The organism is Thermoactinomyces sp. CICC 10523, assembly GCF_016055105.1.
Lineage (GTDB): Bacteria > Bacillota > Bacilli > Thermoactinomycetales > Thermoactinomycetaceae > Thermoactinomyces_A > Thermoactinomyces_A daqus.
The window spans coordinates 65,092-85,571 of record NZ_JAECVX010000009.1; the positions used below are offsets into that span (position 1 = coordinate 65,092).

The 20,480-nt window shown below is 51.7% G+C and carries 21 protein-coding genes; 13 read left to right on the forward strand and 8 right to left on the reverse strand.

Annotation, left to right across the window (positions count from 1 at the left end):
• Positions 1–49: 49 nt before the first annotated feature.
• A complete protein-coding gene (locus tag I8U19_RS11905; protein ID WP_198056003.1) occupies positions 50–1,345 on the reverse strand; it encodes an MFS transporter in 1,296 nt (431 codons plus the stop codon).
• A 166-nt stretch (positions 1,346–1,511) separates the two neighbouring features.
• Between I8U19_RS11905 and I8U19_RS11910 the strand changes: the two genes are divergently transcribed.
• The 7 genes from I8U19_RS11910 (at position 1,512) to I8U19_RS11940 (ending at position 8,329) form a co-directional block, all read left to right on the forward strand.
• Positions 1,512–2,249, forward strand: a complete 738-nt coding sequence (locus tag I8U19_RS11910) for a protein kinase family protein (protein ID WP_033100658.1) — start codon at positions 1,512–1,514, stop codon at positions 2,247–2,249.
• 126 nt (positions 2,250–2,375) lie between these two features.
• Positions 2,376–3,161 carry a DUF169 domain-containing protein gene (locus tag I8U19_RS11915; RefSeq protein WP_198056004.1) on the forward strand — a complete coding sequence of 262 codons (786 nt, stop codon included), beginning with the start codon at positions 2,376–2,378 and terminating at the stop codon, positions 3,159–3,161.
• Between the two features lie 327 nt (positions 3,162–3,488).
• Positions 3,489–4,172 carry a YknW family membrane protein gene (gene yknW / locus I8U19_RS11920; RefSeq protein ID WP_033100655.1) on the forward strand — a complete coding sequence of 228 codons (684 nt, stop codon included), beginning with the start codon at positions 3,489–3,491 and terminating at the stop codon, positions 4,170–4,172.
• 36 nt (positions 4,173–4,208) lie between these two features.
• Positions 4,209–5,090, forward strand: a complete 882-nt coding sequence (locus tag I8U19_RS11925; RefSeq protein WP_198056005.1) for an efflux RND transporter periplasmic adaptor subunit — start codon at positions 4,209–4,211, stop codon at positions 5,088–5,090.
• Positions 5,087–5,782 carry an ABC transporter ATP-binding protein gene (locus I8U19_RS11930; protein WP_198056006.1) on the forward strand — a complete coding sequence of 232 codons (696 nt, stop codon included), beginning with the start codon at positions 5,087–5,089 and terminating at the stop codon, positions 5,780–5,782. Before I8U19_RS11925 ends, I8U19_RS11930 begins: the two co-directional genes overlap by 4 nt.
• On the forward strand, positions 5,779–6,972 hold the full coding sequence (locus I8U19_RS11935) for an ABC transporter permease (protein ID WP_198056007.1): 1,194 nt from the start codon (positions 5,779–5,781) through the stop codon (positions 6,970–6,972). The genes I8U19_RS11930 and I8U19_RS11935 overlap by 4 nt, the downstream gene beginning before the upstream one ends.
• A 250-nt stretch (positions 6,973–7,222) precedes the next feature.
• Entirely contained in the window at positions 7,223–8,329 is a 1,107-nt protein-coding gene (locus I8U19_RS11940; protein ID WP_033100651.1) for a site-2 protease family protein, read from the forward strand.
• Between the two features lie 17 nt (positions 8,330–8,346).
• Here the strand turns inward: I8U19_RS11940 and rbsK are convergent, their stop codons facing one another.
• The 7 genes from rbsK to I8U19_RS11975 form a co-directional block, all read right to left on the reverse strand.
• Positions 8,347–9,252 (reverse strand): ribokinase, encoded by a 906-nt coding sequence (rbsK, locus tag I8U19_RS11945; protein ID WP_033100650.1) that lies wholly within the window; start codon positions 9,250–9,252, stop codon positions 8,347–8,349.
• A gap of 201 nt (positions 9,253–9,453) precedes the next feature.
• Complete coding sequence (locus tag I8U19_RS11950; RefSeq protein WP_033100649.1) at positions 9,454–9,867, reverse strand: FixH family protein; 414 nt, start codon at positions 9,865–9,867, stop codon at positions 9,454–9,456.
• A gap of 209 nt (positions 9,868–10,076) precedes the next feature.
• Positions 10,077–10,682 (reverse strand): LuxR C-terminal-related transcriptional regulator, encoded by a 606-nt coding sequence (locus I8U19_RS11955; RefSeq protein ID WP_052154123.1) that lies wholly within the window; start codon positions 10,680–10,682, stop codon positions 10,077–10,079.
• 22 nt (positions 10,683–10,704) lie between these two features.
• The gene (locus I8U19_RS11960) at positions 10,705–11,559 is read right to left on the reverse strand and encodes a sensor histidine kinase (RefSeq protein ID WP_198056008.1); all 855 of its coding nucleotides are present in this window, start codon (positions 11,557–11,559) and stop codon (positions 10,705–10,707) included.
• Positions 11,560–11,744: 185 nt separating this feature from the next.
• A complete protein-coding gene (locus I8U19_RS11965) occupies positions 11,745–12,554 on the reverse strand; it encodes an ABC transporter permease (RefSeq protein WP_198056009.1) in 810 nt (269 codons plus the stop codon).
• On the reverse strand, positions 12,538–13,398 hold the full coding sequence (locus I8U19_RS11970; RefSeq protein WP_235281646.1) for an ABC transporter ATP-binding protein: 861 nt from the start codon (positions 13,396–13,398) through the stop codon (positions 12,538–12,540). Before I8U19_RS11970 ends, I8U19_RS11965 begins: the two co-directional genes overlap by 17 nt.
• 336 nt (positions 13,399–13,734) lie before the next feature.
• Positions 13,735–13,884: a hypothetical protein gene (locus tag I8U19_RS11975; RefSeq protein WP_160173828.1), complete on the reverse strand. Its 150-nt coding sequence runs from the start codon at positions 13,882–13,884 to the stop codon at positions 13,735–13,737.
• Positions 13,885–14,090: 206 nt separating this feature from the next.
• On the opposite strand from I8U19_RS11975, the gene I8U19_RS11980 reads away from it, so the two are divergent.
• The 6 genes from I8U19_RS11980 to clpC all read left to right on the forward strand — a co-directional run bounded on the left by I8U19_RS11980 (position 14,091) and on the right by clpC (position 20,397).
• On the forward strand, positions 14,091–14,747 hold the full coding sequence (locus I8U19_RS11980; RefSeq protein ID WP_235281643.1) for an HAD family hydrolase: 657 nt from the start codon (positions 14,091–14,093) through the stop codon (positions 14,745–14,747).
• 125 nt (positions 14,748–14,872) lie between these two features.
• Complete coding sequence (locus tag I8U19_RS11985; protein ID WP_198056011.1) at positions 14,873–15,562, forward strand: MgtC/SapB family protein; 690 nt, start codon at positions 14,873–14,875, stop codon at positions 15,560–15,562.
• Positions 15,563–15,682: 120 nt separating this feature from the next.
• The gene (locus I8U19_RS11990; RefSeq protein WP_033100645.1) at positions 15,683–16,150 is read left to right on the forward strand and encodes a CtsR family transcriptional regulator; all 468 of its coding nucleotides are present in this window, start codon (positions 15,683–15,685) and stop codon (positions 16,148–16,150) included.
• Between the two features lie 6 nt (positions 16,151–16,156).
• On the forward strand, positions 16,157–16,678 hold the full coding sequence (gene mcsA, locus I8U19_RS11995; protein ID WP_033100644.1) for a protein-arginine kinase activator protein McsA: 522 nt from the start codon (positions 16,157–16,159) through the stop codon (positions 16,676–16,678).
• Between the two features lie 13 nt (positions 16,679–16,691).
• Positions 16,692–17,789 (forward strand): protein-arginine kinase McsB, encoded by a 1,098-nt coding sequence (gene mcsB / locus I8U19_RS12000; RefSeq protein ID WP_033100643.1) that lies wholly within the window; start codon positions 16,692–16,694, stop codon positions 17,787–17,789.
• A 166-nt stretch (positions 17,790–17,955) separates the two neighbouring features.
• On the forward strand, positions 17,956–20,397 hold the full coding sequence (gene clpC, locus I8U19_RS12005; protein ID WP_232336373.1) for an ATP-dependent protease ATP-binding subunit ClpC: 2,442 nt from the start codon (positions 17,956–17,958) through the stop codon (positions 20,395–20,397).
• The last annotated feature ends 83 nt before the right edge of the window (positions 20,398–20,480 follow it).

The window sequence follows — 20,480 nt, forward strand, 5'->3', positions numbered from 1 at the left end:
TTTCGCCGCCGGAGGGACAGGTCCTTGCGGGAAACCCTCTTTCTTTGTTTTACGCGGTGCCTGTCTCCGCACCGGACGCTTTTTCATCAGCGAGTGCCTGCCTCTTTCCTTTTTCCAGATCGACCACCAGCAGCAGGATGATACCGATGATGAAAAAGAGGGCGAGCGAGGCAATGCCGTTTCGGCTGGAACCGGTGAGTTGACCGACAAGACCGAAGACGGCGGGGCCGAAGATGGCGGAGAATTTCCCACACAAGCCGTAAAAGCCGAAGAACTCGGCATTCTTATGAACAGGGACGAGCAGGCTGAACAGGGAGCGGGAAAGGGCCTGGCTGCCTCCTTGAACGAAGCCGACGAAAACGGCCAGCAAATAGAAATGAACCGCGTTCTTCATAAAGTATCCCAAAATGACGATGAGCAGGTAGCAGATCAGGGTGACAATCAGAGCCGGTTTGCCGCCGATGCGCCTGGCGATGTTTCCGAACAGGAAGGTGCAGGGAATCCCGACGAATTGGGTGATGAGGAGTGCAGCGATGAGGTCGGTTTGACCGATCCCGATTTCCGTGCCATAGATGGTTGCCATCTTGATGATCGTGTTGATGCCGTCGTTAAAAAACCAGAAGGCGATGAGGAATTTGAGCAGTTCGGGGTATTTTCGCACCTGGGTGAGGCTGGTCCATACCCGCCGGACTCCGGTTTTGGCAAGAATGAGCATCGGGGGAACGGGTTTCTTAGGTGCGCGTTCCCTGACATGACGGAACAAGGGAAGAGAGAAGACCCACCACCAGATGCCGACACTGAGGAAGGAAAGTTGCGTGGCGGCCAGCTTTGTCAGGAAAAAGCGGTCGTGGAATTGGATGAGTGCGAGGTTGAGGGCCAGCAACAAGCCTCCGCCGATGTAACCGTAGGCATAGCCGGTGGTGGAAACCTGATCCCGACTGGCTTCGGGAGCAACATCCGTGAGAAAGGCATCGTAAAAAGTGGTTGCGCCGGCAAAGGCGAGAGAGCCGATGAGGACGAGTATCGAAGCCCACAGCCATTCTCCTTCCCCGATCGTGGCCATCAGAATTGAAGAGACAGCGCCCAGGGCAGTGAAAAAACGCAAAAAACCTTTCTTTCCTTTACCGGCATCAGCGATGGCGCCGAGCACCGGGGAAAGGAGGACGATGAGAAAGAGTGAGACGGATTGGGTATATCCCCAGTATGCCGTTGCCGTGGTCGGGCCCAGGTTCTTGCCGGCCACGCCCGAGTAAAAAATGGGCATGACGGTGGCCAGAATGGTGGTGGAAAAAGCAGAGTTGGCCCAGTCATACATCGCCCAGGAGCGAATGATTTTTTTGTCCATAGGGGTCCTCCATATCTGAATTGTCTAAATTGATTGCCCCATTTATAAGTGTATCATACGGATTTTCCGGTTTGCATGCGATTTGGCGATTTTGGTGGTTGACTACTCTCTCTGCCATGATCGTGATAGAATGAAGCGTAGTAGGTGTGAAAAAGGGGAAGGGGAAATGAAGCCAAAGACACAAGGAGAGTGGATTAAAGGTACATACCGTGTGGTAAAGGCGTTTCCGTTTGTCATCGGAACCCTTTATTTCACAGAGCTTCGCCTTGACAGCGGTGATGTTGCAACCCGCTTCATTCATGCATTGGACATAGAACCGGTCCGGGACCGCATTCGTGTTGAGTCGGTTTTCCATCGTGATGAAATTGTATTTTTCCCGGTTCGGGACGCATTTGTGGAAGAGGATGTGTTGTACCAGGTATTTCACCGGATGGAAGGCACGCTGCTCGCACATCACTTGAGCAGATGTTCTCCACTTCCGTTTTCTGAAGGGCTGCGGTTGATTCGGAGGATCGTGAATCATCTGCGCCGGCTGTATGATCAAAGGCAATTTACACTGGTCCATCCCCAAAACATGGTGTTAACCACTGACAGATCCCTTCGTTTTTTATACGGGGGAAGACTCGGTTTTTTGCCCAAAGGGGTGGGAATGGACTTCTCCCTTTACTCACCTGACCAAGAAAGGGATATGCTGTACGATTCGTATACATTGGGAGTGCTTATCTATCAGATTTTGACAGGAAACAATCCGATGGGGCAAGGATTGACGATTACACCCCTTTCAACGGTTCGCCGCGATTGTCCGCCTGAATTAAACGAATTGGTGATGCGTTCCTTTTCGTTTGACATGGGAAAGCGCCCCCGGATCGAGGAGTATGCCCGTCTGCTGAATTGGCTGGCTTGATCTCCATCTCGTATGCTGGTTGCCGGCATCGTTTAATCAATGCCGGCATTTTTCTGCGATCCGGCAAAGAATGATCTGATAAAATGGAATTATAAGATAAATGCATGGGATAGGAGAGTGGCCGGAATGGAAATGGCAAAACTGGCAGAAACGATTGAGAAATACGTGCGTCCGGATACATTTCCCCTGGGGATCACGGTCGTAAAAGAAAAGCTGCCGGAAGGAAAATGGAAACGACCCTTTCGCGACTTCGGAGTGACCTTGACCATTTGCCAGGCGATCACGATGTCCCGACGGTATGGTTGGAGCCTCGCCATGGGGGATGAAGACCTTTCGTGTCCCATCGCCAAAGTCGCCTTCGGTTTTAAGGAGAGTTTGCCCTATTATGAAGAAGGAACGCTCGCCTGCGGAATGTATACGGAAACGATGGAAGCGGGAAGAAACGCCGAGGCTGCCGTCCCGAAGTTTTCCGAAGCGGAGCGGGGCACGGTTGTGGTCGGTCCGCTTGCCCGAATCGGCCATGAACCGGATTTGGTGCTTGTCTATGGCAATTCGGCGCAAGTGATGCGTCTGGTTGCTGCAGCGCTGTATAAACGGGGAGGCTCGTTAACATCTCATTTCAGCGCGCGGGCCGATTGTGCCGATATCGTTGTCCGCACCAAACAGACAGGGGAACCGCAAGTGATTCTTCCGTGTTACGGGGACCGGGTGTTTGGGCAAACGCACGATCATGAGATAGCATTTTCGTTTCCGTATGCTTGGGCGCAGGAAATCGCCGAGGGGCTTGCCGGTACCCACAAGGGTGGCGTCCGCTATCCCATTCCCACTTTTTTGCGCTATGAAGCCGCGTTTCCGGCCACCTATGAGAGGATGAATCAGATGTGGAAAGAGATGGAGAATGAAACCACCTGAAAATCAAGCAGGCGGGATGCGGTGCTTTTTCGGATCAGGGCATTGCATCCCGCTTTTTTTGCAAACCGGGCCGGCGCTGATTCAGCACGGCTTTTTTCTGAGGAATCTTTCATATTTTCCGGAGGGAACTCTCCCTTCCGGGCTCAAGTTGATCCCCGGGTTGTGCCGAAAAGACAGAGTTATGTTTTCCATGAAAGAAAGAGCGTTGGAATTCGAACGGGAGTCCATGTGTAAAAAAACAAAAAATTTTTACCACAACAGGTGGCAAGCTGTGTTAATGTAATAGTGAGAAAAATGGGAATGGGAGGTAAAGGAGGAAGGGGCCGGATGAAACCAAATCTGGGGTTTGCAACCAAAGAGGAGGAGAAACCGAGCTTGCTCGGAATGCTTGTCAATCCCGGGAAACAATATGCCCTGATTCGCCAAACGCCGCTGGTATGGGCTCCGCTGACGCTGATGATGGTGATTTTTGCCGTTTTGGTGGGATTTAAAGCGGATTTTTATTTGAATCACCCTTACTTGTCCGATGAGTGGATTCGCTTGACCATGAGTGCCCCCGTGCTTGATGCCCAATCATTGAAGCCGCTTTTCATCGCAGCCAGCGTGGCAGCAGCTTGGCTCGCCTATCTCTCGGCCCTGCTTCTCTCCACCGGGATTGCCTGGCTGACGATCAGGTTGTTCAGCCGGATTGTCCAGTTTCGTTCCCTTTTTTCTTTCCACCTTCACCTCTCTGTTCTCTACGCCTTGTCACTCGCGTTGAATGTGCTCGGCGTGGCGGGTTTTGGACTGGACCCGAGAATACCGGTCACCAGCCTGGCTGGCATCATACCTGCTTCAGGGGTGTTGAAAGGCTTGCTGTCCGCCATCGAAGTGTTTACCATCTGGGCTTTGGTTTTATATGCGGGCGGAATTCGTGAGATTGCCGGCTTGTCCAAGAGACAGGCGTGGTTGATTTCGCTCCTGTTTTTTCTCGCTGACCTGCTCTTGAACGTCATTTTGGCCGCCTCATGAACAACAGAAAGATCAAATGTGGAGGAATGAGTTTGGATGAGAGTAAGGATCGATCGAAAAAAAGGATGGATTGGCCTGGGGACGGTTTTGCTTCTGGCCGTTTTAGTCACTGTGGCGGTGATGAATCAGGCGCAAGCGGATGTTCCCCTTTCCGTTGTCAACTTGAAGCCGCTTACCCTTACGCAAACCTTTACCACCTCCGGAACCATGATGTCAGAGCGTGAGCAGACGGTTTATCAGCAGCCGGAGCGCGGAGATGTGAAGAAAATCCTGGTCGAGCCGGGGGAGAAAGTGAAAAGGGGTGACCGGCTCGTCGAATATGAAAACGGAGCGCAGCGCTATGTGACGAGCAAATTGAATGGAACGGTGGTGCGGGCGGTTGATAATATTGTGTCAGGCGGAGCAGGAACCGAACCGCTTGTCGTGGTGGCGGATCTCGATCATTTAAAAGTGGAAGCCGCCATCTCCGATTACGATATTTTAAAAGTAAAACCGGGACAAAAAGTAACGCTCACTTCCGATGCCATACCAGGGAAAAAATGGTCTGGCCGGGTGGAAAGAGTGGGGTTGATGCCGCAGGAAAAATCAGGCGTGGATAATGCCGATTCCCAGGTGAATTACCCGGTCGATATCAAGTTGACGGAGCCGGTTCCCTTTAATCTTGGCACCAAGCTGATTGTGGAGATCATGACGAGCAGCCAAAAAGTAATGGGAATCCCGTCATCTGCTGTCGTGGACAAAGGGGATCGCAAAATCGTCTATGTCGTGAAAGATGGCAAAGCGGTGGAAAAAGAGGTTCACGTCGGGAAAACGAGCGAGCAGACAACCGAGATTCTGTCCGGAATTACGCCGAAGGATCAGGTGATTGCCCAACCGCCGAAAGAGCTGAGTTCCGGAATGGAAGTGAAGCTGAAATGATTGAGCTCAAGGGGATACATAAATCTTACCGGATCGGCAGCCAGGTGATCCCGGTGCTGCGGGATATCGATTTGTCGGTTAAACAAGGCGAGTTTCTCGCAATCATGGGGCCTTCGGGTTCGGGGAAATCAACGCTGATGAATATTATTGGCTGTTTGGACCGGCCTACCGGGGGAAGTTATACTCTTAACGGCAAAAATGTGTTGGCCGAAGATGATAAAGGACTGGCGGCCATTCGCAACCGCACCATCGGGTTTGTGTTTCAACAGTTCCAGTTGTTGCCGCGCATGTCCGCCCGGCGAAATGTCGAATTGCCCCTCATTTATGCCGGCGTTTCCAGAGAGGAGAGGATGAAAAGAGCGGTGGCGGCCCTGAGAAAGGTAGGACTGGAAGAACGCAAAGATCACCGGCCGTCGGAACTTTCGGGAGGGCAGCAACAACGGGTGGCGATTGCGCGGGCGTTGGTTAACGAACCTTTAATCCTTTTGGCCGATGAGCCGACCGGGGCGCTGGACACGAAGTCAGGTCAGGTCATTTTGGATTTGTTTGCGGAATTGCATAAGGAAGGGCGAACCATCGTGATGATCACCCATGATACGGAGGTTGCCGGAAGGGCGGAACGGATCGTCTATATTCGCGACGGACAACTGTTAAAAGAACGGATGAGCCCTGTGAGAGGAGCGGCAACATGAAACTGGCGGAACATTTCAGAATGGCCCTTGACTCGATTCTGGCCCATAAATTGCGCTCTGTCCTGACCATGCTGGGGATTATCATCGGAGTGGCCTCGGTGATGATTATCGTCTCCATCGGACAAGGCGGAACCGATCAATTGACCGAGCAGTTCGCCGGTTCAAAAAATACGATTAACCTCGTTCCCAAACGGGATCAAAGCTATCTTGATCTTCCCGGTGATGAACAGATATTCACCCAGGGAGACATTGAGGAACTGAAGCGGATTCCCGAGGTGCGTCAGGTGCTGTCCTACAGCTATGATACGGCGACGATCCGGTATCGCGATCATAAAGTGGACGGAGCGATCGTCTTCGGGATTAACAGCAATTCCCATTTAATCTCCAACGGGGCAAAAGTGGACAAGGGGCGTTTGTTTTATGAGAGCGATTTTAACAGTTCAAGCGGCGGCGTGATCTTGTCCGATGTCGTGGCCAGAAAGCTTTTTCCCAGCCAGTCTGCGCTTGGGCAAATTGTCCGCATCAAAGGGCAACCGTTAAAAGTGATCGGAGTGCTGGATAAAGCAGAAGGAATTCAGGGATTGCTCCAGACCCCGGAGGTTTATCTGCCTGCACAAACCTGGCGCGTCGTATTTGGAAAATTGAAAATTGACCAAGTGACTTTGCAGGTAAGTCAAGCGGATCAGATGGAGAGAGCGGGGAAAGAAGCAGTAAACATTCTCAACCGCAACCATAATAAGACGGATGGATATGAGGTTCAAAATCTGGAACAGCTGACGCAGGGGATCACCCAGATTGCGAGAATCATGACGATCGTCATCGGCAGCATTGGAGGAATCTCCCTGCTGGTCGGCGGAATCGGGGTTATGAACATCATGCTTGTTTCCGTAACGGAACGAACGAGGGAGATCGGCATTCGCAAAGCGTTGGGGGCGAGCAGGAACAATATCCTGATGCAGTTTCTGGTCGAATCGATTACCTTGTCCCTCATCGGCGGGGCCATCGGCATCTTGCTCGGTGCCGCTGTTGCGGGAGGAATGGAGGCGATCGGGCTGTGGCCGGCTTCTGTCTCGTTGCCCGTTGCCATCGGCGGCCTTTTGTTCTCGATGGTATTCGGCATCGTCTTCGGTATTCTTCCGGCAAACAAAGCGGCCCGTCTTCATCCGATCGAATGTTTGCGGTATGAGTAAAACCGATTGAGATGACCGCGCCGGTAAGCCGGCCGGCGACCGGTTGTGAAATATGAAGGAATAACGCCGGGCCGATTGCCGTTACGGCCCGGTAAAACAAATGCGGCATATTTTTTATTTTTGATTTGTTTCGTCATAGAATAGGGGTAACACGGGAAATAAGTTATTGAAAACGGGGGAGTGGTGTTTCTTTGGCAGGGTTGACTGCGAATGGAGAAAGCGCGACATAAACAACAAGGAGGCCCTTGCAGTGGATCAGGAGAATCCAAAAAAGAAGAACCGATTTGTTTCCTGGCTGGGTTGGATCGGTGTGGTTCTGATGAGTTTGCTCGGAAAGCTGAAAGCGCTGTTGCCGCTCTTGAAATTCGGGAAGTTTGGCGGTACGTTGATTTCCATGTTGGTCTCCATCGGCGGATACGCCCTCTTTTTTCCGATTCGCATCGCCGTCGGGTTGGTTCTGATGATTTTTATCCATGAGATGGGACATGTACTTGCTGCCAAGCAGCGGGGGTTGCCTGTTTCCGCCCCGGCGTTTATTCCTTTTTTGGGTGCTTTGATCACGATGAAGAAACAGCCGAGCGATGCGGAAACGGAAGCGTTTATTGCCCTGGGCGGGCCGTTGTTGGGAACAGTGGGAGCATTTGCCTGCTACTGTCTGGGGATTTGGTGGCATAATCCAATCTTGCTTGCCATCGCTTACATCGGATTTTTTATTAATTTATTTAATCTGCTTCCCATTCACCCTTTGGATGGCGGGCGGATTGTCATCGCCGTGACGAGATGGCTGTGGGTGGCGGGACTGGTTTTCGGGCTGGTGCTGATTATCTATCTTAAAAGCTTGTTGCTGGTCTTCATCTATATCCTCTTTGTCCTGGAGTTGTGGTCCCACCTGCGTCGAGGGAAACGCCGGAGAAAGGAAAAGGATGTTTACATGCAGGCAAATGTGGAACGTTCCCGTTTTGAGCAATCGGGCATTTGGATTCCGGGTGAAGCGCATCGCCGTTCTCTTCCCTATCGCCAGTACTGTACGGTTGAGACACAGGAACATTTCGCCGAAGTGGAGTTTCCCGGGATTGGGACGATTTTGCGGTTTATATGCCCGGGTGAGGTGACCGGGGCTGAACTGGTCAGCACATCCTCCCCGTCCCCGCATCATCCTGATGTCCGTATGGTGATCCGGGTAAAAATGATCCAGGACCCGGTCGGCGGGTTGCAAAGTGATGATGAGTACTATCGTGTTCCGGCAAAAATACGCTGGCTGTATGGCATCGCCTATTTCGGGCTGGCACTCTTTCTCGTCTTTATGATGATTCAGTTGAGCCGGTCCGGCTTGCTGGTACCCGGTCAGGTCAGTTGAAGCAAAAGGGAAGGAGGTTATATTTCATTTCGTGATTGAAGTGCTTTTTTGATTTCATCCCATGCAGGCATCCCGCCTTGTGCACCGAGCTTGGTGACCGACAGGCTGGCGGCGGCACAGGCGTGCCGAATCGCTTCTTCCAATGACAATCCTTTGGCCAAGGCGACGGCTAATACGCCGTTGAAAGTGTCTCCGGCTCCGGTCGTATCGGTTACCTTGACGGACAGAGCGGGGATGCGGCTGATTTTTTCCCCATCAAAGTAACGCACTCCTTTCTCCCCTTCAGTTAGGATCAATTTATTGGGATATTTGCGCAGAATCGCTTCCACCTCTGCCTGTTCCCCGAACAAGGTGCGGCATTCGTGTTCATTCGGTGTGAGAAAAGTCACCTGTTCAATCAACGATGGCGGCAAAGCGTTTGCCGGAGCCGGGTTTAAAATGACCGGGATGTTATGCTGTTTACACAAATTCGCTGCATAACAGACTGTTTCCAAGGGGATTTCCAATTGCATGAGTACGATGGAGGCGGATAACAGGAGCTCGCTTGCTTCCTCGACCTGCTCCGGGGTCACTTCTTTGTTGGCTCCCTGGACAATGACGATGCTGTTGTCTCCCTCGGCAAGCACGATGTGGGCAGTTCCGGTGCTCATGCCGGGGAGCTGTTTCAGATGGGTGATCGATACCCCTTCCTTGCGGAAATTTTCGCGCACCATGCGGCCAAACTGGTCGTTTCCCACCGCTCCGACCATTTCCACCTCTGCTCCGGCCCGTCTGGCGGCAACCGCCTGGTTGGCTCCTTTTCCTCCGGGCACAATATGAAGTTCCTCGCCGATGACGGTTTCTCCGGCAAGAGGACGCTTTGGTGAAGTGACGACCAGATCCATGCTCATGCTTCCGATAACCACGATTTTGCCTTGATTCATACGGGTTCCATCCTTATCTTTTGGGTGTTGTGGGGAAAACGGTCATGAATCAACTGCGATGCCATGGGCAGGCGGTGAATGAACGGGAGGAGTCTTTGCTTCAAAAAGACTCCTCCCGATTGAAGTGGAATTAGCTCAGATGTTATGGCAATTGCCCATCTTCAGGTTATTTTACCAAACGATTGATTGCGGAAAAAGGGGCTAAGAACGACCCACGTTGACTTTTCCCATGATCATCTGGTGAATGTTGGGCGTGGTTACATGGACAATCACCTGGTAGGTTCCTGTTTGCGGAAAAGTGTGTTTGGTGCTGTATACGCCAGCTTTTGTCTGTGTGGTGGGAAGCACTTGATGTTTTTCTCCTTCTTTCCACACTTCCAGCTCCACTTTCGCATTTTTTACCGGAGCGGTATTTGACTGGACACTGGCGCTGAGCTGCGTTGCCTGATTGGCCTGTGGATGGTTGGGATCGGACTGGAAGGAGATTTTAAGTTGAATCGGAGTCGGCGTATTCGCTTCATGATGCGGTTTGCTGCCTGCCTGATTGCATGCGGTTACGGAAATCAGCAGCATGATGATTCCCGCCAGTCCGATCACACGGCGTTTCATCCCCATTTTGGCATACGGCCTCCTTTTTCATCAGCAAAACGTGCATGGTTGCCGGAAGGATACAAATTCATCTTAACAAAGCTCCTTGCTTATACTATCCCTCTTTGGGGCTATTTTATCTGTGAGAGTTGGTTGCAGGCCGGTCAGGGGCCTGACTTCCTCGCGCGTTTGTTCAGAGTCTCATCCCATTGTTGCGCCAAAAAGACCGAAATGTTTTATTCACCGGGCCGGGAGCGCAAAAAGCCTCTTTTCAGTGCATATCTCGTCAGTTGCACCCTGTTTTGCAGATGCAGTTTTTGCATGATGTTTTTCAGGTGATTTTTTACCGTATATTCGGAGATGGAACAAGTTGCGGCAATGTCCCGATTGGTGAGTCCTTGTGCGACCAGGGTGAGAATCTCCTGCTCCCGCGGCGTCAGGGCGTGGCCGGGCTCCTCGGAAGGGGAGAACGGTGTTGTAAACTCCTGGAGGATTCGTCTGGCGACCTCTTTTGGCATCGGGGTCTCATCCGCTGCAATGGAACGCAAGTAGGTGAGCCAGAGCGACGGATTTAAATTTTTCAGCAGATATCCCTGTGCCCCTTGTTTCAGTGCTGCAAACAGGTCGGACGCGTCATCGGAAACGGTGACCATCACAATTTTGATGTAGGGAAATTTCTCTTTGATCACACGTGTCGCTTCCAAACCGCTCGGACCGGGCATGTTAATATCCATTAATATCATATCCGGCATCAATTCTTCCGCCAGACGGATCACCTCTTGCCCTGTTTTGGCTTCCCCGACGATTTGAAAACGGGAATCTTCCTCAAGAATGATGCGCATCGCTTCGCGGGCGTGATCATGGTCATCTCCTATCAGGATACGGCAACGGGATTCCAATTTCCCCGCCCTCCTTTTGAATGATCAGTTTCGTTTTTTCCTGCTCTCGGGTAAAGGAGAGTACTGCCCCGATTTGCCGGGCCCGCTCCTGCATGATCTTCAGGCCGAAGCTGGTCGGGGAGGCGAAGGGATCGCCACAAAATCCCTTTCCGTCATCTTCAATCACCAGCTTCCAGCCGCCCGGGCAGGAGGAGAGACGGCAATCAACCTGACGGGCTCCCGAATGTTTGCGGATATTGGTAAATGCCTCCCGGATGCAGGCGAACAACTCGATCTTCTCTTTGGGGGACAACCTGCTCTCCTCAAGATCGATTTTCTTACGGACGGCAATACCGGTATCCGTTTCAAACAGGTGAAACCACGTTTCCAACTGCTTTTGCCAGATTTGTGACGGGAGGGATGAGGCCGTTTTGACATTGAAGATCGCCTGACGCACATCATCGTGGATCTGGCGCAGGTGTTGATCGACGCTGACCAGATCGGCATCCGGGTACTTTTCCCGCAACCGGTTCAGTTTGACCGAGCAGAGAAACAGGGTTTGGGCGATTCCGTCATGAAGCTCGCGGGCGATCCGTTCCCGCTCTTTGAAGACCGCTTTTTCCTCCCGTTCCTTTTTCAGTTCTTCCTGCATGTTTTCATAGATGGCAAACAGGCGGTAAAGCAGGGTGATGGTCACGGCAAAAACCAGCACCGGTGTCAGATAATTTCCGAATTGCATGGAGATGACGGGCAGCAGAAACTGATGGCGGACGTATTCCCACACTCCTGTTACCAGTGTGGGGATGATGAGGATCAGCCATTTGATTTGTTTATAGGACAAAATGGGTCGTCCCTCCTTTTTCGCAAAGAAACCCCAAACGGAAAATGGTTTGGGGTTATTAAAGACCGAATTCTGCCATTTTGTCAAATGAACCCGGTTTATTTCAAGTTGTGACTGAATAAAATGGAGGGATTTTTGAAAGCGGGTCGCTACAGGCGAAAGCGCCAATACGGTGAAACTCAGATTTACCCGTTTCTCTTTAGTTTGCCGGTGCGCATCGCATATTTTTCTGCAGTGGAGAAAACAAATAGCCCCAGCGGGATTAAGATCATCCCGATGCCGATCAGGGCGAGGAGATCGGGCCAGAGACTGGTGATCGCCGCCCCGTCAAGGATCGCTTTTCTCACTGCCTGGAGCGCATAGGTTCCCGGTGACAGATAGGCGAGCGGTTGCAGCCAAGCAGGCAGGACGCTCACATCGTAGTAGACACCGGAGACGAGGAGGATAATCCCCTGAATGATATGCGTGGCTTGAGCTCCCCGCTCCGGCGAGAGCAACGGCAGGACGGCTGCGATCAAGCCCAATCCGATAAACGCAGGGCTGGCGACCGCCAGGACGAGCAGGGCGCCGATCAGATTTGCCTTTTGCAGGGAAAAATCAAAAAAGGAGGCTACGGCAACGAGAACGATCGCAGTACGGGCCAATCCGTAAAGGATGGCGAACAGGCACATCCCCGTCAGATGGGTAATGCGGCGAATGGGTGCCATAAACGTATATTCGATCGTTCCTTCCCAACGTTCCCATGTGATGGAGTTCGAGACTTCTTCAAATAAAACGGACATAAAACCCCAGAAGAGAGCGCCGATCACGAGATAGAGAATCATCTCGGCCCGTTGTTCCTGGTTTTTGATGGTCGTGCCGATCAGCCCGATGGTCAATGCATTGACGATGTTGTAAAAAACGAAGACGATCTCCCATGTGATGTAGCGCCGGACCAGGTTGAAGCTTCTTTCGACAAAGGCATACATGGCGTTTAATTCATTCTGTATTTTCATCGGCCAAAACATCCTCCCATGATTTTCCGGTAAAACGGAAAAAAACTTCTTCCATAGAAGCGGTTCCGATCTGTTTTTTCAGTCCCTCCGCCGTATCCATGGCGACAATTTTGCCGTGATCGATGATGGCGATGCGGTCGCATAACCGTTCAGCCTCATCCATATCATGTGTAGTCAAAATTATCGTCGCATCGTGCGTCTCCATCACTTCCTCCACGTACTCCTGCACATCCCGTTTTGATTTGGGATCGAGCCCGGTTGTCGGTTCATCCAGCAGCAGGAGGGTGGGTGAAGTCATCAATGCGCGGGCGATGGCCACTTTTTGCTGCATCCCGCGGGAGAGGTTTTCCAGCGATGTTTGCGCCTTGTCTTCGTTCATGCCGAGGCGCCGCAAGATAGAGAGCGCTTTTCTCTCTCCCTCGCTTGTGTTTAATCCGTAGATCCGGGCGGCGTACCGCAAGTTTTCAATCGCGGATAACTTTTTGAAAAAGGACGCCTCAACGGAAACGCGATTGATGAAGCGGCGAACTTGACGCTGGTCGCGGACGACATCGTGTCCGAAGATGGTCAGCTGGCCCCGGTCCGGGAACAGAAGGGTGGACAGAAGGCGGATCAGGGTTGATTTGCCGGAGCCGTTTGGGCCGAGCAAACCGAACACCTCGTTCCTGCGAATCTGAAAGGAGATTTGATGAACGGCTTTCACTTCCCGCTTCTTTCCCAGAAACAGGTTTTTCCATGAACGGCTGTCTTTTATTTCTTCATAAAATGATTTGCAGACGTCCCGGCATTCCACCGCAACTTGGCTCGCTGAGGAATGGTTCTCTGTTTTCTTTTCCTCATTCACAGTAAGCAATCGAAATCACTCCCAAGGGATTGAACTTGTTGACGTGACAGCGGGAAGGGATGAGGACCCGTTCCCGCCCGGGCGATTAATAATAAAAGAAGAAAAGCTGCCGTTTCCATGAGAAGCCTCGTATCTTGTCGTTGATAATGCTCTCCCGGTATGAACGGGGCCCTTCGATCAACCAAAAATTGACCAACATCTCACATCGACTCCTTTTTTTGTTAATCAAAGCAAAAAAAAGACCACAGGAACGGAGCAGACCTGTGGTTTTCAACGCAAATATAAAAACCACAGGTATCCGTGTGGAGCCCTGTGGTGATTTTTGCAGTCAGATTCCTAATCCACCTTTTTTTCACTGAGGCCGCCGCACGGGGATGAATATGGAATTTTGCCATGATAAATGTTGCCGCTGCCGTTCATTGCGGGCACAAGGGTGAAAATGGGCATACGAATCCCGTTGGATGCAAAAGCGATGAGCAACATCATGGCTGACGACCTCCTTTCAAAAAGATGGATGGAATGGGGAAACGACAATTCAGTCGCTTCATAGAAGTATTTTATATTTTTGGACAATATTTTGTCAATTATTATTTTGTTCTTTATTCTGAACCGGGGAGTCGGCGGGAAAATCGCCAATCGCGATGATTCGCGCTAAAATAGGGAATGATTTTCAATAGAAAGAAGGGATTCAGGTGAAAGCGATCATCTTCGATCTTGACGGTACTTTATTTCAATCGGAAAAAGTGGGACTCCCCGCTTTTCTTGAAACGTTTCGCGTTTTAAAGGAGGAAGGGCTTTACCGGGAAGAGATGCCGACTGAAGACAAAATCAGGTCTGTTTTCGGCATGACCCATGATGAACTCTGGCAGACATTACTGCCCGATGCGACGAAAGAAATCAGGGAAAAAGCCGACCGGATGATGCTCGGTTTTGAGCTTGAGCTGATCGGCAGGCACCGCGGGGAATTTTATCCCGGGGTGAAAGAAACACTCCATGCATTAAAAGAACGGGGATACGCTTTATTTATCGCCAGCAACGGGGTGGGGCCCTATGTCCGCGGCGTACTGGAATCCGGGGATTTAACTTCCTTGTTTACGGGAATTTATTCCGCAGGAGAGTATAAAACGAAAAGCAAAGTGGATTTGGTCTCACTTTTAAAAGAACAGCATCAGGTTACAGACGGGATGATGGTCGGGGACCGAAGTTCCGATGTGGAGGCTGGCAAGCAAAATGGGCTTGTCACGGTCGGCTGCCGCTACAGCGGTTTTCCCCAGTTTGGCTCCCGGGATGAATTGGCGGGGGCGGATCACTTGATTTCTTCGTTTGCGCAAATGCTCGATCTCGCTTAAGAAAGATTGAAGAGGGTCACAGTGTCCCGCAGGACTGGCCATCAGGAACGATGGAAGTCTGGAGTGGGGCCCTGACCCGGCTTGATCACTTTCACGGAAAAAGCGGCCGGGGAGGCGAACATGGTATGCAAAGCATATGGGAAATCTCCTGGTTTGAGGTGGCCCTGCGCCTGTTTTTGGCGGGCATGCTGGGGGGAGTGGTCGGATGGGAGCGAGAGCGGAACAATCATCCGGCGGGATTTCGCACCCATATTCTCGTCAGTCTGGGTTCGGCGCTGATTATGCTGATCTCGATCTACGGATTTTCCGATTTTGTGAAAGAGGCCAATGTTCGGATTGACCCGGCGCGCCTAGCTGCCCAGGTAGTAAGTGGCATCGGCTTTTTGGGTGCGGGGACGATTTTGCGCCACCGTGCCTCGGTCACCGGGCTTACCACTGCGGCTTCCCTGTGGGTGGTTTCCGGCATTGGCCTGGCGGTGGGTGCCGGCTTTTTGTTCGGGGCGATTTTAACCACACTTCTGGTACTGGTCAGCCTCGAACTGCTCAACCGTCTCGAATCGGTTTGGATTAAAAAGCGCCATCTGCATATCCTTCATATTAGGGTAGCGGATGAACCCGGGATGCTCGGCGAAATCGCCTCGATGATCGCAGACAGAGGCGGAAGTATCCGCAAAGTCGATATCCAGGAAGAGGATGATGGTGAACGGTGTCTGAATATCACCTTTACCATCCGGTTTCCGGAACGGATCGAATCGCCCCTGTTGGCTCAGGAGGTGCGCGAGCTGGAAGGAGTAAAATCGGTACGATTCGAGTAATAAATGGGCCGAACGAAGTCAATTCTAAAATAGAGAAGAGAGGCTTGGCAATTTCTTGTTTTTTATCTATAATAAAATCATAAGGTCAAAGTTAGTCAAAGTCAGCAGGAGGGCGTTCGAATGAGCAGTATTTCCGACATAATCGAACGCTATTTAAAATCCATTCTAAATGAAAGCGAAAATGGCGTAATCGAGATCAAACGCAGTGAACTGGCCGATTTGTTTCAGTGCGTCCCCTCTCAGATCAATTATGTGATCAGCACCCGCTTCACGATTGAAAAAGGGTATATTGTGGAAAGCAAAAGAGGCGGGGGCGGGTTTATCCGAATTCAAAAAGTCCGTTATAAAAACCGCCGGGAGATTTTCGAGGAGATGCTGGAAAAAATCGGTGATGCCATTCCGCAGTTGGCAGCGGAGCATGTGATCAGCCATTTGCTGGAGAAGAACCTGATGACTCAACGGGAAGCGATGCTGATGCAACGCCTGATTTCCAGGGAAACACTTCAGCTCCCAGTTCGGATTCGCGACCAGATCCGTGCGAAAATGATGCGAATCCTGATCACTACATTATTCAGTAAAGGAGAGTGACGGCCGATGCTCTGTCCTGAGTGCGGAAAGCGGCCGGCTACGATTCATTACACGAAGATCGTCAATGGTCATAAAACCGAAATGCACCTCTGCGAAGTGTGTGCAGGAGAAAAAGGGGAAAGCATGCCGGGATTCAGCAGCGGAATCTCCTTTCAGCAGCTGCTCTCGGGACTTTTAAACTTTGATAATTCTCCTGCATCCGGTACGCACGAATCGTTCTCGTCTCAGACGCTGCGTTGCCCCACCTGCGGGCTGACGTACAATCAATTCAGCAAAATCGGCCGCTTTGGCTGCGGCGATTGTTATAAAACGTTCAAGGATCGTCTCGATCCCCTGCTTCGGCGAATTCACGGTCACGCAAACCATGCGGGAAAAATACCGTCCCGGACAAAAGGAGAGCTTAAGTTAAAGCGTCAATTGGAAAAACTAAAAGAACAGTTGGCGATCAAAGTGAAGGCGGAAGAGTTTGAAGAAGCAGCCCGCCTGCGGGACCAAATTCGCTCGCTTCAGGAACGATTAGAGAAATAGGGAGGAACCTTCCATGTCGCTCGAACATTTTATGCAAAATGCGATCAGTGAATGGATGCGGGTGAAGGGTCCGCAATCTGATATCGTGTTTAGCAGCCGGGTGCGGATCGCGCGTAACTTGGTCGGGATTCCCTTTCCTATGCTCAGTACCCAATCGCAGGCAGAAGAGGTTGTCCGCAGGGTGGAACAGGCATGGAGGGAAGAACAGGATCTTCACCCCATCCTGCAGGGAGCCGAACTGGTGCGAATGCAAGATCTCACCGATCTTGAGAAGCGGGTGCTGGTGGAAAAACATCTGATCAGTCCGATGTTGGCTGAAGAATCACGTTATGGTGCTGTCCTTCTCAGCCAGGATGAGTCAGTCAGCATCATGATCAACGAAGAAGATCATATTCGGATTCAGGTGCTCTTTCCGGGACTGCAACTGGAAAAAGCATGGGAACTGGCCAACCAGATTGATGACTGGCTGGAGCGGCATCTTGCGTTTGCCTTCGATGACCGCCGGGGGTACCTGACGAGTTGCCCGACCAATGTCGGAACCGGGATTCGCGCTTCAGTGATGGTGCATTTGCCCGCACTTGCGATGACGCAGCAGTTGAATCGCCTGTTGCCGGCGATTACCCAGGTCGGCCTGGCTGTCCGGGGCATTTACGGAGAAGGCAGTGAGGCATTGGGACAATTGTACCAGGTATCCAACCAGGTAACGCTCGGCCTTGCTGAAGAAGAGATTCTGAGCAACCTGCAAGGAGTTGTCAAGCAGATGATCGAACATGAGCATGTGGCGAGACAGCGATTGCAGGAAGTTTCCCCGATTCAACTGGAGGATCGCGTGCAGCGTTCCTACGGGATTTTGGCTCATGCCCGGATTATCGATTCCAAGGAGTCGATGAAACGGTTGTCCGATGTAAGGCTTGGCATTGATCTCGGACTGATTCGCGGCGTGTCGGCCAATGTCATGAATGAACTGATGGTGATGACACAACCCGGTTTTTTGCAACAATACGCCGGTCAGCGCCTCAATGCGGAGCAGAGGGATACCAGGCGGGCAAGATTGATTCGGGAACGCCTTGCACTTGAGAAAGGAAAAGGAGGAAGCCCTGACCCCTCATAGAAACCGTTTTGGTTGATGGACTGTTCACAAAACGGGTCAGGGATGAAACCATTGCCGGCCGGCCTCGAAAGGCGCGGGTCGGGATCGGGTTTCGTTCCGGAGCAGAAATTTTCATGGCAAAGGTTCTTTTAACACACTTTCACAGAAAAGGTGAGGTGCTGAGAAGATGATGTTTGGCCGTTTTACCGAACGGGCGCAAAAAGTGTTGGCTCTGGCACAGGAAGAAGCGGTTCGCCTTGGACATGGCAATATTGGCACAGAACACATTTTGCTCGGTCTCGTGCGCGAGGGCGAAGGGATTGCCGCCAAAGCGTTGATCGCGCTGGGACTGGGACTGGATAAAATTCAAAAAGAAGTGGAAAACCTGATCGGGCGCGGCCAAGGGGTACCGACAAACATCGCCTATACCCCCCGGGCCAAAAAGGTGATTGAGCTTTCGATGGATGAAGCGCGCAAACTGGGGCATACCTATGTCGGCACGGAACATATTCTGCTCGGGTTGATCCGTGAGGGAGAAGGCGTCGCTGCGCGCGTGCTCAACAATCTGGGGGTCAGCCTGAACAAAGCACGGCAACAAGTGCTGCAACTTTTGGGCAGCAGCGAAGCACTCTCTTCCCATCCGGGTGCGCACACCAACGTCAATACACCGACGCTGGACAGTCTTGCCCGTGATCTGACGGCAGCAGCCAGGGACGGAAATCTTGATCCGGTGATCGGGCGGAGCAAAGAAATTGAACGCGTGATTCAAGTCTTGTCGCGGCGGACAAAAAACAACCCGGTGCTGATCGGGGAGCCCGGTGTGGGGAAAACGGCTGTGGCAGAAGGATTGGCCCAGCGAATCGTCGATGGGGAAATCCCGGAAACGCTTCGCGGCAAACGGGTGATGACGCTCGACATGGGAACGGTGGTCGCCGGCACGAAATATCGCGGGGAGTTTGAAGACCGTCTGAAAAAAATCATGGATGAAATCCGCCAAGCGGGGAATATCATCCTGTTTATCGATGAATTGCACACCTTGATCGGTGCAGGCGGAGCCGAAGGGGCAATTGATGCCTCCAACATCTTGAAACCGGCTCTTGCCCGCGGAGAATTGCAATGCATCGGGGCGACCACGCTTGATGAATACCGGAAATACATCGAGAAGGATGCAGCTCTCGAACGGCGGTTCCAACCGATTCTCGTCGATGAGCCGAGCATTGAGGAAGCGATTTTGATTTTGGAAGGACTGCGCGACCGCTATGAGGCGCACCATCGCGTGAAAATTACCGATGCGGCCATCGAACAGGCGGTCAGGCTTTCCGACCGGTATATCACTGACCGGTATCTGCCAGACAAGGCGATTGACTTGATCGACGAGGCGGCATCCAAGGTTCGTTTGAAATCGTATATGGTTCCGCCGGAACTGAAAAAACTGGAACAAAAACTGGAAGAAGTGAAAAAGGAAAAAGATGCGGCCGTACAGAGCCAGGAGTTTGAAAAAGCGGCATCGCTGAGAGATACAGAGCAAAAGCTGCGCGAGGAAATTCAGATCACGCGCAACAACTGGAAACAGGATCAAGGAAAAACAGACTCGGAAGTGACGGCTGATGATATTGCCGAAGTCGTTTCAAGCTGGACGGGAATTCCGGTGAAGAAAATGGCACAAGAAGAGTCTGAGCGTTTGCTCAACATGGAATCGATCCTGCACAACCGCGTCATCGGACAGGATGAGGCCGTGAAGTCGGTTTCCCGGGCGATCCGTCGTGCCCGTGCCGGACTGAAAGATCCGAAACGGCCGATCGGTTCCTTTATCTTCCTCGGGCCTACCGGGGTTGGAAAAACCGAGCTGGCGCGTGCGTTGGCCGAAGCGATGTTCGGCGATGAAGATGCGATGATCCGCATCGATATGTCCGAGTATATGGAAAAACACTCCACCAGCCGCCTGGTCGGTTCGCCTCCGGGATATGTTGGATACGAAGAAGGCGGGCAGCTGACGGAAAAAGTGCGTCGCAAACCTTATTCGGTCGTCTTGTTTGACGAGATTGAAAAAGCGCATCCCGAAGTATTTAACATCCTGCTTCAGGTGCTGGAAGACGGGCGCTTGACCGACGGAAAGGGGCGCACGGTCGACTTCCGCAATACGATCATCATCATGACTTCCAACGTCGGGGCTTCGACCATCCGGAAAAATGCAAGGCTCGGCTTTGCCGTCGGTGACACGTCCCGTGATGATTATGAGAACATGAAACAAAATGTGATGGAAGAGTTGAAAAAGACCTTCCGGCCGGAGTTTCTCAACCGGATTGACGATGTGATTGTCTTCCATCCGCTTAAAGAAGAGCATCTGCAGGAAATCGTCTCGCTGATGGTCGAAGAGCTGAGAAAACGGCTCCATGAACAAAATATCGACTTCAAACTGACTGACGAAGCGAAAAAACATCTGGCAAAAGAAGGGTTTGACCCGTCATACGGCGCCCGCCCGTTGAGACGTGCAATCCAGAAACACATCGAGGACCGTCTGTCCGAGGAGCTGCTGCGGGGCAACATTAAAAAAGGAGATTCGGTGGTGATCGATTACCGGGACGGCCAGCTGACGGTAGAAAAAGAAGGGGCCAGATCTTCCACCTGATCCGGGATCATCACAGACTGCTAAACAAATGAGGTTTAGCAGTCTTTTTTCTTTTCGTCAAAATTTTGTCGTTTGCTTTTTAA

Excerpts from the sequence above, each read along its gene's own strand:
- I8U19_RS11930 (WP_198056006.1), top strand. The coding sequence starts at position 5,087 with ATGATTGAGCTCAAGGGGATACATAAATCTTACCGGATCGGCAGCCAG.
- I8U19_RS11910 (WP_033100658.1), top strand. The coding sequence starts at position 1,512 with ATGAAGCCAAAGACACAAGGAGAGTGGATTAAAGGTACATACCGTGTG.
- yknW (WP_033100655.1), top strand. The coding sequence starts at position 3,489 with ATGAAACCAAATCTGGGGTTTGCAACCAAAGAGGAGGAGAAACCGAGC.
- I8U19_RS11925 (WP_198056005.1), top strand. The coding sequence starts at position 4,209 with ATGAGAGTAAGGATCGATCGAAAAAAAGGATGGATTGGCCTGGGGACG.
- I8U19_RS11905 (WP_198056003.1), bottom strand. The coding sequence starts at position 1,345 with ATGGACAAAAAAATCATTCGCTCCTGGGCGATGTATGACTGGGCCAAC.
- I8U19_RS11965 (WP_198056009.1), bottom strand. The coding sequence starts at position 12,554 with ATGAAAATACAGAATGAATTAAACGCCATGTATGCCTTTGTCGAAAGA.
- I8U19_RS11935 (WP_198056007.1), top strand. The coding sequence starts at position 5,779 with ATGAAACTGGCGGAACATTTCAGAATGGCCCTTGACTCGATTCTGGCC.
- mcsA (WP_033100644.1), top strand. The coding sequence starts at position 16,157 with ATGCTCTGTCCTGAGTGCGGAAAGCGGCCGGCTACGATTCATTACACG.
- mcsB (WP_033100643.1), top strand. The coding sequence starts at position 16,692 with ATGTCGCTCGAACATTTTATGCAAAATGCGATCAGTGAATGGATGCGG.
- I8U19_RS11975 (WP_160173828.1), bottom strand. The coding sequence starts at position 13,884 with ATGATGTTGCTCATCGCTTTTGCATCCAACGGGATTCGTATGCCCATT.
- I8U19_RS11955 (WP_052154123.1), bottom strand. The coding sequence starts at position 10,682 with ATGCGCATCATTCTTGAGGAAGATTCCCGTTTTCAAATCGTCGGGGAA.
- I8U19_RS11985 (WP_198056011.1), top strand. The coding sequence starts at position 14,873 with ATGCAAAGCATATGGGAAATCTCCTGGTTTGAGGTGGCCCTGCGCCTG.
- I8U19_RS11915 (WP_198056004.1), top strand. The coding sequence starts at position 2,376 with ATGGAAATGGCAAAACTGGCAGAAACGATTGAGAAATACGTGCGTCCG.
- I8U19_RS11950 (WP_033100649.1), bottom strand. The coding sequence starts at position 9,867 with ATGGGGATGAAACGCCGTGTGATCGGACTGGCGGGAATCATCATGCTG.
- I8U19_RS11990 (WP_033100645.1), top strand. The coding sequence starts at position 15,683 with ATGAGCAGTATTTCCGACATAATCGAACGCTATTTAAAATCCATTCTA.
- clpC (WP_232336373.1), top strand. The coding sequence starts at position 17,956 with ATGATGTTTGGCCGTTTTACCGAACGGGCGCAAAAAGTGTTGGCTCTG.
- rbsK (WP_033100650.1), bottom strand. The coding sequence starts at position 9,252 with ATGAATCAAGGCAAAATCGTGGTTATCGGAAGCATGAGCATGGATCTG.